The following is an 11,800-nucleotide window of genomic DNA, read 5'->3' as shown; positions in this document are numbered from 1 at the left end:
GCAAAAAACTAGCTACGACACCAGAAAACGTGCGTGATAATAAAATTCCTACCAAGAGCCCACTCAAAAGTTTTCCCATGACTTGGCCCCGTTTTTCGGGTCCAGCTAATACTGCGCCATAGGGAATAATAATTTGTGGGACTACTGAAAGTAATCCGATAATAAAGGCCGCCAGGATAAATAATTGAAAATTTGGCGCAAAAAAAGCGCCTAATAATGATAAGGAGGATAGGGCAGCCATTGAGATAATGAGCCTTCGTTTATTTAAAACATCTCCTAAAGGAACAATGAATAGTAAACCTAGGGCGTAGCCTACTTGTGTTAGCATCGTTACACTGCCAATCGAGCTGGTACTTACCTGAAAACTTTCAACGACTTGTGTGCCAATTGGTTGGACATAATACATATTAGCAACCACAATACCGCAAGTTGCTGCCAGTAAAAAAATGAACTGTTTTGTTAAATCATTGGATTGTTTTTCCACAAAAAATGCCTCCTTTACTGCATGCTTATCTACTATAGCACAACTTTTCAATAGCTAACAGTTGCTAACTTACTAAATACAAGAACAAATATTAGACATTCGATATGTGTCCGTTTATAATGAAACCGTCACTAATGAATCTTTCACACGCATTTTCATTAGAGTGTACTGTTGAAGAATGGTCACTAGGAACCTTTACTTCCCTTGACGGACTTGTCATTATACGTAGAAATTAAAGGAGGAAGTTAAATGACAAATCTGCTCACTGTAATTGTTTTACTTTTATTTGTTGCAGTTTTATATGTGTTTTATCACATGCAAAAAATACATGCGAAGTTCTCAACGCGTGTATTTACTGGTTTGTTTGCTGGTATCCTTTTTGGGGGCCTTTTACAGCTGATTTTTGGTATAGAAAGTCCAGTTGTAGAACAGTCGCTTGATTGGATGTCCATTGTTGGTGACGGTTATGTTGCATTACTTCAAATGCTCATCATGCCATTGGTTTTTGTTTCCATTGTAAGTGCGTTTACACGCATGAAGGAAAGTTCAAAAATCGGGAAAATCAGTTTTTCCGTATTAGCAACACTGTTAGGAACTGTGGCAGTTGCTGCTTTGATTGGAATTTCAATGGTTATGTTGTTTAATTTGGACGGAGCCCAATTTACTCAAGGTTCTGAAGAAACAAGCCGGATTGCTGAAATTACGCAACAACAATCAGAAGTACAAGATCTATCAATTCCTGAACAAATTCTATCTTTTATCCCAACGAATGTGTTTGCGGACCTTGCTGGTAGTCGGGATACAAGTACGATTGGTGTTGTTATCTTCTCTGCTTTTGTTGGTGTAGCTTACTTAGGTGTCAAGCGCAAAGCGCCAGAACAAGCTGAAACGTTCAATCGTATTATCGAAAGCTTATACAATATCGTTATGCGTATTGTAACGCTTGTTTTACGCCTTACGCCTTTTGGTGTATTTGCTTTGATGACAAACGTTCTAGCAACAAGTGATTTTGGTGCAATTATTAACCTAGGTACATTCATTATCGCTTCTTATGTAGGTTTAATTATCGTGTTACTTATGCATAGTTTGTTACTCATGTCTGTACGGGTAAATCCGATCACTTACTTTAAAAAATCATTCCCTGTATTGAGTTTTGCCTTTACTTCACGTTCAAGTGCGGGCGCATTACCAATGAATCTGCAAACGCAAACGAAAGCTTTAGGTGTCGAAGATGCGACAGCAAACTTTGCAGGAAGCTTTGGTATCTCTATTGGACAAAACGGATGTGCTGGTTTATATCCAGCAATGTTGGCTACTATTGTAGCACCAACGGCTGGCGTTGACATTTTCGATTGGCGTTTTATTTTGATGCTAATCCTAGTGGTAACGATTAGTTCATTCGGTGTAGCTGGTGTTGGTGGTGGCGCGACATTTGCTTCATTGATCGTATTGAGTTCAATGAACTTGCCGTTAGCTATCGTAGGTCTAGTGATTTCAGTTGAACCATTAATTGATATGGCTAGAACATTAGTTAATGTCAGTGATAGTATGGTTGTCGGCGTTGTAACAAGCGCAAGGCTCCATGATTTAGATCGCGATACCTTAAATGATTCTAACCAAGTAGTTACAGAAAATGAAGTTTAATTAAAAGAATTTTCTTAAAGGGCTCTATAATTTCTAGTGTTGGTAAACAAGAATCAATTTCTTGTAGCCAATGCTAGTTTTTTTATGTTTTCTGAGCAAAATATAAAACAGACACCTTGAAAACTCGTAGAATAAAGTTACCAAACAAATATCCAAAGGAGTGTTTCAAGATGTCCATCTCTCATTATACTAAAGAAATCCTAGATATCCTAGATGTAAACCTAACTTTTGCAGAAAATTGTTTTCAAAAAGAAGCCATCAACGGCGACATTTGTTTTGTTTTTTATGGTCGGCTTTCTTATCGTCCGCAAGCCTGTTTTCACTGTGGCGAAGAAGAAACCGCCTGTTTAATGAAATGGGGGTTTAAGGAAGTGACGATTCAACTCAACGATGTGAGTGAATACAAAACCTTACTTAAAATGAAGAAGCAACGTTTTCGTTGTAAAACTTGCGGGAAAACGTCTATCGCCGAAACCAGTGTCGCAGATCGTCATTGTTCGATCGCTCGTCGTGTCAAACTCGCCATTGCAGAAAAATTATCGCAACCCTTATCGATGTCAATGGTCGCTCGGTTGAAGCATGTTTCGCCGACAACGGTTTTACGTGTGCTTCACAGTTTTCAACCCAAACAGCTATCTCCCAATACTTCCTTACCAGAAGTGCTTTGTTTTGACGAATTTCAATCGGTCAAACGGGTTTCTGGCGCCATGAGTTTTATTATGATGAACGGGGAAACGCGGCAGCTCTTAGAGATTGTCGCCAATCGACAACTGCCTCATTTAGAAGCATATTTTGCACGTTATCCTCGAGAGGAAAGAGCCAAGGTGCACTATGTCGTTTCGGATTTTTACAGTCCGTATGCCTCCTTAGTCAAAACCCTTTTTCCTAATGCCCAGTTAGTCATTGATCGTTTCCATATGAGCCAACATATTGGACGAGCTTTCCAACAACAGCGGAAACAAGTGATGAACACCTTTCACCGTCGGCAAAAGGAATATAAGCACCTCAAAAAATACTGGAAACTTCTACAGAAAAAAGCTTGGACGCTTGATTATAAAAATCGATATTGGCGGCCTAGTTTTCGGGATCATTTAACCGAGCAAGAGATTGTCGATCGCTTATTACGTTATCATTCTGCCCTTAGACAAGGCTATAAACTCTATCAATCCTTTCTTTCCGCATTTCATAAGCAAGACACAGCACGTTTTGATCAATTACTGAAAACCGATGGGTCCCAGCTTTCTGACCCGTTTCAGCCTGTAATCAAGACCTTCCGAAAATATCGAAAAGAGATTCATCTTGCTTTGACAGTGCCTTATTCTAACGGTCCTTTAGAAGGGTTAAATAATCATATTAAAGTGCTAAAACGAGTCGCTTATGGGTTCCATAGCTTTGAGAACTTTCGGCAACGGATCTTTTTATACCGAGGAAAATATTTCCAACCTGGTTCCTTACCTATACAAGCGAAAAAAAGCAGCTAGACAATAGCGTCTAACTGCTTCCTTTATTCGTCGTGTTTTCTTTACCAACACTATTTGACAAAGAGTCTCTTAAAGAAGAGTGCGCGTGCTCTTCTTTTTTTTAGATTAAAAAGAGAAAACAAGGGAAGAACAGACGCATAAAAAATTTTCTGTTATAATTGTTTTGTTGAATATTTAATAGCTATAAAGGAGGATTGTTGGTTTGGGAGCAAAATATACAATTCCACATGAGGTGACTTATTACGAGTGTGATGTAAACCATACAATGAAACTTTCGACCATGATTGCGATTGTCATCAAGGTGTCAGAAGAACAAAGTGATCTATTGAACAGAGGAAATGATTACATACATCAATTTGGTGTAACATGGATTATCACACATTATGAAGTTTTCATTTCTCGTTTACCAAGGGTAAATGAAAAAATTCAAGTGACGACTCAAGCAATGCAATATAATAAATATTTCTGCTATCGGGACTTTTGGATTACCACAGAATCTGGGGAAGAGCTAGTCCATATTGAATCTATTTTTTCTTTAATGAACTATACAACACGTAAAATTAGTAGTGTAACTGAAGACATTATTGCACCGTTTGAAAGTGAAAAAATTACTAAAATCAAACGTCCACCAAAAGTTGAGTCTTTAGAAAATCCAAGTAGTACTGCATATAACGTTCGATTTTATGATATCGATAGTAATCATCATGTCAATAATTCCGTGTACTTTGATTGGTTGATTGATGGCTTGGGCTATGACTTTTTAACCACTTATGAGCCTAAATATATAAACGTTCGTTTTGATAAAGAAGTTGAATATGGCAAGCAGATTGAAAGTCTTTATGAGATCGTGGATCAGGAAAGTGGCAAGCAAACACGTCATGCGATTAAAATTGCAGATAAAAAATATTGTGAAGCTCAAATTGAGTGGCAAGAAAAATAAAAGTTGTCCCTTGTTAATTAGCATAAAAGTCTAGCTAACAAGGGACTCTTTTAATGTTGCATAAAGTCGGTCAATTCGTCTTTTTTTAGTTGGAGATTATTCGCAATTAATAATTTTATTCGGACTTTTTGACTATTAATATTTGGAGAAAAAACCACGCCCATTTTTTGTAACTCGCTTCCGCCGCCTCTATAATCATAAACAGCTTCAGCAATCCCGTTAAAGCAACGTGAGACTAAAACAATTGGCACTTGAGCATCCAATAGTTTTTGTAAAGGGACGATATTTTCTGGAGGCAAATTACCTGCTCCTAAGGCTTCAATGACTAAGCCATCTAGCGATAGATGAGCTAAGCCTTCTAATAATTCACCGCTCATACCAGCATAAGCTTTTAGGATAGGGATAAAGCCAGATGCTGAGGAGATGTCTGTATATTGTGAATGCAAAATTTTTTGTAAAAATATAACGTTATTTTTATTTATCATACCAATGGGACCGATAGAAGGGGTGCGAAAAGTCGCGACATTTGTAGTATGAGTTTTGGTTACATAACGAGCGGCATGAATTTCATCATTCATCACAACTAACACACCTTGGTCTTTGGCATCTGGTGAAGCTGCTACTCGTATAGCGCTGGCGAAGTTATATAAGCCATCACTACCTAACTCATTACTTGAACGCATTGCACCCGTGAGAACAATTGGAAGCCAGTTACCGATCGTTAGATCTAAGAAATAAGCCGTTTCTTCCAAAGTATCAGTGCCGTGGGTAATAACCACACTATCTATGCCATTTTGATAAGCCTCTTGTATACGTTCTTTTATTTTAAGCATATGTTCAGGTGTAATATGCGGGCTAGGGAGGTTGAAAATATTTTCTGTGATCAAATGGACGTTTTCTGGCAGGGTAATCGGTGCATCTGTTAATGGATTTTTTGCGTCCGGACTTACACTTCCAGTAGCCGGATTTTCTTTCATAGCGATGGTACCGCCAGTATGTAAAACAAGAATTTGTTTCATTACTTTCACCCTTTCTTTTTTAGCTAGTCTATCAATTTTATCGTAAAAGTGAAGAAAAGAAAATACAACAAATTACTAAGTGCAAAAATTATTGAGGTTTTCTAATGGACAAATAAACAGTAAATAACGGACAAAAGTTCGACAATCTATTATCTGAAAACGAAATCACGGACAATAGTTTAGAAAAATCCTATCCGAAAATCCAAACATGAAGAAAGGAATAGAAAAGTTTTATCTGAAAAACAAGGATATAGTCTTTATTTTACCAATCCGGGAGCATTTCAACATTTTATTCCCTGTCTTTGCTCAATAGCCTTGAATTGCTTAGCAATTTTTCCTTGAAGACTTTATGCACAAATTATATTTTGTTGCGTCAGACATTTTTTCTCTTTATAACTCAAGTTTCGCACACCAAATTCGGTAGATAAGCCTTGATATAATTGGGCAGCGTATCGATCCAGAGCTGCAGTTGACTTTCAATGAAGTCTTGTAGTTTATGACTCGCTTTTTCACTGACTGCTTGCAAAATGTCCATTAGTTCTAATAAAGCCACCGACCAGTCAAGTTCTTTTATTTGGTCAGCAAGTTCATAAAATAAGCCGCCTAAGGTCCGCTCGTCATTGGCACAGCGTTGTTGCCAACTTAATAAGATGTAGCGCGTGAACACAATGGTGGTATGACAAATCAAGGCTTGATAATTGCGCGTTTGGGTTTCTTGTGACAAATGAAGGAGAGATTTGGAAACTTTAAAGAACGTTTCTATGTCCCAGCGAACCGAGTACGTCTTCACGATTTCTTGGGATGACAAAGTCAGGTCATCTGTCATAAGGGCTAACCAAGCACTTTGGTTATTCCGATTTTTGACAAAAACGATTTTGACGGGGGTCTTCCCGCTGCTTGGCTGAACAATAATAGAGGAAATGATGGCTTCTTGACAGTATTCCTTTATTGACTTTTGGTAGAGTTCGCTTAATTTATATAAACGTCTTTGATAAAAATATTGGGTCTTGCCATTTTTTGCCATACCTAGGGTATGGATGCCTAAATCATGCAAACGATCGATCATTTTAGGAGAGGTAAACCATTTATCCATTAACACATGACTGGCGTAAACGCCTTGATCAAGGGCTCTTTGCACCATCTCAATGGCCACATCAGGCATAGATCGTTGGGCTTCTTTGAAGCGTTTTGCCCCACTCGTTCTTTGATCACTTTCCGCTTGTTTTTGATTGACTTGGTTTTTGCCTGAAAGCAATCCAAAATCAATAGGAATAAAAGAGTACCCATCAGAAAAGCCTAAAGTTAGCATGCGATAGCCTTTATAACCTTTTTGTAAAGCATGATCCCAAAGGCGCGCCAAACCAGGCACTTTCTGACTTCGATTTCGATAGAACGTTGAGTCATCCAAAACAAGCGTACGTAGATGGGTACTTGGATCTGTTAATCGATGGATCTTTTCGATCACAGAAGCACTAAAACGAAGCAGAAAGCTACGCCAATTATTGTGCGGATCGTTCATCAAACGGTAAACGGTATCTTTCTTCATATATTGATCTGCTTCACGTCCGCTGAGGACTTGGTTCAAGGTCTTGCCCTTAAACACTAAACTGAAAAGAAAAGTAAAAATAATGGCGGGAGAATAGCCTTTTTGCTTACAAATAGAGGTTTGTCGTAAACATTTCAGGACGTTCAGTTCAGAAAAAATTGCGTTCATTTCATTTGGTAATTGATTTTTGATGTTTTTTAAGTGTATCATAAGAGCAAGAACTCCTTGTTTTTAGATTTGTCGTTAAATCCATTATAAAACAAAAGGAGTTCTTTTTGTATCCTTTGAACAAAAGTCAAGCGAACCATTATTTTACTATCAGCGTTGTTCTATCAAAGGGACATCATCATTTTGGGTATGCGAAACTTGAGTTATCATTTGAATATTTTAAAAAAAGCAGGTCTTGTCTGGGAAGAAAAAGAAAAAAATTTTATTTACTATGATCTAAATACATCTATTTTGGAAGAATTAATGTCGTGGTTGATCGAGTTAGAGGGGAGTCGAAAGAATGAAGAGTGAATACAAAAGTACAATGACTATTACAAGCTTGATTATTTTATTTCCATTAATTATCGGATTGATACTGTGGGGGGAGCTACCAGAACAAATAGCGACCCATTTTGGCGCAAATAACGCTCCTGATGGATGGAGCAGCAAAGCTATGACTGTTTTGGGTCTACCTTTTTTAATGCTTTTTATCCAGTGGTTAGTTTTTCTACTGACAAGTTATGATCCTAAGAAAAAGAATATTAATGATAAAATATTTAAAGCCGTCTTATGGATTATTCCTTTAGTTTCCTCTGCTGTTTTTTTAGCAACATATGTGACTGCATTGGGTTATAATTTAAATGTCGGTTTGCTGGTTAACTTACTTGTTGGTCTTGTGTTTATTGTTTTAGGAAACTATCTGCACAAGGTAAAACAAAATTATAGTGTCGGGATCAAACTTGCTTGGACATTAAATAGTAAAGAAAATTGGAATCGTACGAATCAAATGGCTAGCTGGCTATACATTTTAGGTGGTTTATTATTCATTTTAAATGCATTTTTACAACAGATTTGGCTATTAATAGCGATTATCGCTATGGTTATTATCTTACCTGTTTTATTTTCTTTTGCGTTATTTAAAAAAGAAATCTAAAATCTATGTAAACTGAATAAAAATCAGAAAATTATTCAATGACAGCATTTAAACCTATTGATCAATAAAAGTTAAAAAATCCGCGTATGTTTGAATTTGTTAACAACAAACATACACGGATTTTTATGGAGTTTTTATTATTATTTATGTCTTTGGTCAACTGTATCCATACCTTGTTTGCTAAGTTTATAACTACCTTTGTTACCACTTATAGGCATTAAATCGCCGCTTTTTACCAGTTTATTTAAATTATCTGAAGTATTAGGTTTCTTTTGGCGAGCTTCGTCAAATAATGCGTTAATCTTTCCTGTAATAACTGGAGAGTCTTGTTGTACGCAATCAATGAAATACGCCATTCCCAAGACCATTTCTTTTTGAGTAGAGAAGTCATGAGAATTTAGGAATTCTACAATTGATTCATATACAAAGACATTTTCTTTTTCTCCAGCAGAAAAATCTTTTTCAGCTTTTATTTCGGTATCAGAAATGGATGTATCAGAATCAACTGGTTGAGCTGTTTGCAGCTCAATTAGCTCAGGTAATTTTTGTAAAAAAGCTTCCTTTTCTTTATCAATAAATTCTTGAGAGCCCTTTAACTTTAATTCGGTTCTGTTGCAAAGTTTTAAATAAAGAATAAAACCCCTTACGGTATCTATGATTTAAGCTGGGATTCCCAATAATACCTTGATTTCAGTACAGACCGAAAACCCGAAGAGAGTGCCTTCTTTTCGGGTTTTCTTATATAATCCTCGAATGGCTTCCATGCCTTTAATCGTGGTAGAGGCAGTGCGTAAACTTCGATAGAATTTATTGCGTCTCTTTACTGGACGATGGTCTTGTTCAATCAAATTATTCAGGTATTTAATGGTACGATGTTCTGTCCCTTGATAAAAGCCGTATTCTTTTAGTTTCTTAAAGGCACTTGTAATAGAGGGGGCTTTATCTGTGACTACAACCTTCGGTTCATCAAACTGCTTCACTAACCGCTTAAGAAAAGCATAGGCTGCTTGTGTGTCCCGTTTTTTACGTAACCAAATATCCAAGGTTAAACCATCTGCATCGATGGCTCGATACAAATAATGCCATTTTCCTTTAATTTTGATGTACGTTTCATCCATTTTCCATGAATAAAAGGATTTTTTATTTTTCTTTTTCCAAATTTGATAGAGTAGTTTGCCATATTCTTGCACCCAACGATAAATCGTCGTATGAGAAACGTTAATGCCACGATCATATAAGATTTCTTGAACTTCACGATAGCTAAGGTTATAACGAAGATAGTAGCCCACGGCTACAATAATCACATCCTGCTGAAATTGCTTTCCTTTAAAATGACTCATCGTCATTCCTCCTGCTATCTTTTTCTATTATTCTACCTTATCTGATAGTAGATTTAAAACTTTGCAACAGAACCTTATAAATCACTCAAAGGGAAACAAATTCTTGTTTATTCTGGACTGTTTAAAGAGGCAAGAAAGAAATTGAAAAATGGAGATTTAGATTATCTTAAAGAAGTAGATCCGACAGAATATATTTATCAAATTTTTTATCATTGGAACCAAAAAGAGTACTTAGCGAGTGAAATTTTTGATTTAACCGAAGAAGAAAAAAGTAAGATTAATCATCAAATGATTGATGAAATTGACGAAGAAATTTGAGTATAAATTTTGATATTTTTTCTAAGACGTTAGCGAAAAAGCTAGCGTTTTTTTATGTGTGCCAGGCATGGCATTTATCTAGCTAGTGAAAGTCTAGTCACGGGTAGTTACCGCCAAGTGTAGCGAGCCACAAGCCGAAATCAGCGATGATGGGGTGAAGGAAGTGGTGGCGCAAATCTCTTGAACCTACGCACAGGAACTTGATGAGGCTAAATGGTGGATAAGGCTGCATATCAAGCCGAAGTCCAAAAGGTAAACGTAAAACCAAGACAGTAAATCAAGAGGTTGTGGAGAGAAAGATAAGTGTCTTACCCTGGGAGATCTTACGGACGTTTGCGAACGGTCGAAAAAGGTTTGTCGTAAGAAGTCAGCCGAGGCCATAGTAGCTATGATATTACATGTAGTGAAGGGCTGAATGTTTGTATAGTGTGAATCGCTAGAAGAAAATATCCAAGCAGTCCGGAAACGAGGATACCCTAGAACGGTAGAACGTAACTATCGATGGGAAAAGTAGTGAGGACGATCTTGGATCCATCTACACCTAGAGGAGGAACAGCGCATGAGATTCATTGAAAAGATCACGAGCCAGCAAAACATGAGACAAGCCATCGAGCAGGTCAAAAAGAATAAAGGCGCTCCGGGTGTTGATAAAATGACAGTCGACGAACTTGACCATTATTTCTATCAACACGGACATTCCCTTGTTCAAGAGATTCGATCGATGACTTACCGTCCGAAAACAGTCAAACGAGTTTATATCCCTAAGCCCGATGGAAAACAAAGACCTTTAGGGATTCCAAGTGTCGTGGACCGTGTGGTACAACAAGCAACCGCGCAACAGCTGAGTCGCATTTTCGATGTTCACTTCAGTGAAAGCAGTTATGGTTTTCGTCCCAATCGAAGTGCACATCAAGCGATTGAAAAAGTTCTTGATTACTTGAATGAAGGTTATGAATGGCTCATTGATATGGACATTGAGAAATATTTTGATACGGTTCATCATGATAAATTAATCTCGACCCTTAGAGAACGGGTCAAAGATAGAGAAACGCTTCACTTAATACGTGTTTTCTTAAAAGCAGGGATTATGGAAAATGGCTTTGTTCGTCCGAATGAAACGGGCGTTCCGCAAGGCGGACCTTTAAGTCCCATTTTAGCGAATATTTATCTGGACAAATTGGATAAAGAACTAGAAGCAAGAGGACTCTATTTTGTCCGTTATGCGGATGATACGGATATCTTTGTCAAAAGTGAGCGGGCAGCCAATCGTGTAATGAAATCTATTACGAGTTGGATTGAAAGAAAGCTTTTCTTACGAGTGAACGTCACAAAAACCAAGGTGGTACGACCGACACAGAGTCAATTTTTAGGGTTTACCTTCTGGAAGAACCAGAAGGGTTGGCAGTGTAAACCGAGCAAAGTCAGTAAAACAAAGCTCTATGATAAAACGAAAGCCATCCTTAAAAGAAAACAGGCTGTGTCACGACCCTTAGCGGTGACATTCACGAAACTCAACCAAACGATAAGAGGCTGGATCAATTACTACCGTATCGGGAATATGAAAACCTATCTAGCAAAGTTTGGGCAATGGTTACGACATAAAGTCCGAGTGATCATCATAAAGCAATGGAAACTGCCACAACGAATCTATACGAATCTACAACAATTAAACCGATTATTCAAATGCCATTTTACCAAAGAAAATATTTATAAGGTGGCAAATTCGAGATTAGGTTGGTATAGGAAATGTGGCATGGACGTCGTCAATTTTACCCTAAGTCCGAAAGTTTTAGCCATAAAGAAAAAGGATCGACCTGGATTGGTCAATCCTTTAAATTACTATCTTAATCAAGCGTGAAAACAATACAAATGGAGCGCCGTATACGA

At 37.4% G+C, this 11,800-nt stretch carries 11 protein-coding genes; 6 read left to right on the top strand and 5 right to left on the bottom strand.

The genetic code is table 11. The annotated features are described in order from the left end of the window. The coding region (locus C7K42_RS12620) for an MFS transporter (RefSeq protein ID WP_148084632.1) at positions 1-484 on the bottom strand (484 nt) is incomplete at its 3' end. A gap of 249 nt (positions 485-733) precedes the next feature. On the opposite strand from C7K42_RS12620, the gene C7K42_RS12615 reads away from it, so the two are divergent. The 3 genes from C7K42_RS12615 to C7K42_RS12605 all read left to right on the top strand — a co-directional run bounded on the left by C7K42_RS12615 (position 734) and on the right by C7K42_RS12605 (position 4,549). Continuing rightward, on the top strand, positions 734-2,128 hold the full coding sequence (locus C7K42_RS12615) for an L-cystine transporter (RefSeq protein WP_014124339.1): 1,395 nt from the start codon (positions 734-736) through the stop codon (positions 2,126-2,128). Between the two features lie 170 nt (positions 2,129-2,298). Continuing rightward, positions 2,299-3,609, top strand: coding sequence for an ISL3 family transposase (locus C7K42_RS12610; RefSeq protein ID WP_061841477.1), 1,311 nt, complete (start codon positions 2,299-2,301; stop codon positions 3,607-3,609). Positions 3,610-3,811: 202 nt separating this feature from the next. Beyond that, positions 3,812-4,549, top strand: a complete 738-nt coding sequence (locus C7K42_RS12605; RefSeq protein ID WP_014124341.1) for an acyl-ACP thioesterase domain-containing protein — start codon at positions 3,812-3,814, stop codon at positions 4,547-4,549. Between the two features lie 50 nt (positions 4,550-4,599). Here the strand turns inward: C7K42_RS12605 and C7K42_RS12600 are convergent, their stop codons facing one another. Both C7K42_RS12600 and C7K42_RS12595 read right to left on the bottom strand, forming a co-directional pair. After that, positions 4,600-5,568 (bottom strand): asparaginase, encoded by a 969-nt coding sequence (locus C7K42_RS12600; protein ID WP_014124342.1) that lies wholly within the window; start codon positions 5,566-5,568, stop codon positions 4,600-4,602. Between the two features lie 397 nt (positions 5,569-5,965). Beyond that, positions 5,966-7,324 carry an IS4 family transposase gene (locus tag C7K42_RS12595; RefSeq protein WP_124175371.1) on the bottom strand — a complete coding sequence of 453 codons (1,359 nt, stop codon included), beginning with the start codon at positions 7,322-7,324 and terminating at the stop codon, positions 5,966-5,968. 298 nt (positions 7,325-7,622) lie between these two features. Between C7K42_RS12595 and C7K42_RS12585 the strand changes: the two genes are divergently transcribed. After that, entirely contained in the window at positions 7,623-8,255 is a 633-nt protein-coding gene (locus C7K42_RS12585) for an SdpI family protein (protein ID WP_014125725.1), read from the top strand. A 140-nt stretch (positions 8,256-8,395) separates the two neighbouring features. Here the strand turns inward: C7K42_RS12585 and C7K42_RS12580 are convergent, their stop codons facing one another. Both C7K42_RS12580 and C7K42_RS12575 read right to left on the bottom strand, forming a co-directional pair. After that, complete coding sequence (locus C7K42_RS12580; RefSeq protein ID WP_041591858.1) at positions 8,396-8,611, bottom strand: hypothetical protein; 216 nt, start codon at positions 8,609-8,611, stop codon at positions 8,396-8,398. A 303-nt stretch (positions 8,612-8,914) separates the two neighbouring features. After that, positions 8,915-9,595, bottom strand: coding sequence for an IS6-like element IS1216 family transposase (locus tag C7K42_RS12575; RefSeq protein WP_002331383.1), 681 nt, complete (start codon positions 9,593-9,595; stop codon positions 8,915-8,917). Positions 9,596-9,736: 141 nt separating this feature from the next. Here C7K42_RS12575 and C7K42_RS12570 point away from each other — a divergent pair, with 141 nt between their 5' ends. Beyond that, positions 9,737-9,913 carry a hypothetical protein gene (locus C7K42_RS12570; RefSeq protein WP_014125723.1) on the top strand — a complete coding sequence of 59 codons (177 nt, stop codon included), beginning with the start codon at positions 9,737-9,739 and terminating at the stop codon, positions 9,911-9,913. A gap of 559 nt (positions 9,914-10,472) precedes the next feature. Then, entirely contained in the window at positions 10,473-11,771 is a 1,299-nt protein-coding gene (ltrA, locus tag C7K42_RS12560) for a group II intron reverse transcriptase/maturase (RefSeq protein WP_014124169.1), read from the top strand. The last annotated feature ends 29 nt before the right edge of the window (positions 11,772-11,800 follow it).

This window comes from Tetragenococcus halophilus subsp. halophilus DSM 20339 (genome assembly GCF_003841405.1).
GTDB classification, from domain to species: domain Bacteria; phylum Bacillota; class Bacilli; order Lactobacillales; family Enterococcaceae; genus Tetragenococcus; species Tetragenococcus halophilus.
This window is presented reverse-complemented; position numbering and strand designations above follow the sequence as displayed.

Bases quoted from the DNA above. Each gene is read 5' to 3' on its own strand.
- C7K42_RS12575 (WP_002331383.1), bottom strand. From the start codon at position 9,595: ATGAGTCATTTTAAAGGAAAGCAATTTCAGCAGGATGTGATTATTGTA.
- C7K42_RS12585 (WP_014125725.1), top strand. From the start codon at position 7,623: ATGAAGAGTGAATACAAAAGTACAATGACTATTACAAGCTTGATTATT.
- ltrA (WP_014124169.1), top strand. From the start codon at position 10,473: ATGAGATTCATTGAAAAGATCACGAGCCAGCAAAACATGAGACAAGCC.
- C7K42_RS12615 (WP_014124339.1), top strand. From the start codon at position 734: ATGACAAATCTGCTCACTGTAATTGTTTTACTTTTATTTGTTGCAGTT.
- C7K42_RS12610 (WP_061841477.1), top strand. From the start codon at position 2,299: ATGTCCATCTCTCATTATACTAAAGAAATCCTAGATATCCTAGATGTA.
- C7K42_RS12600 (WP_014124342.1), bottom strand. From the start codon at position 5,568: ATGAAACAAATTCTTGTTTTACATACTGGCGGTACCATCGCTATGAAA.
- C7K42_RS12595 (WP_124175371.1), bottom strand. From the start codon at position 7,324: ATGATACACTTAAAAAACATCAAAAATCAATTACCAAATGAAATGAAC.
- C7K42_RS12580 (WP_041591858.1), bottom strand. From the start codon at position 8,611: ATGGCGTATTTCATTGATTGCGTACAACAAGACTCTCCAGTTATTACA.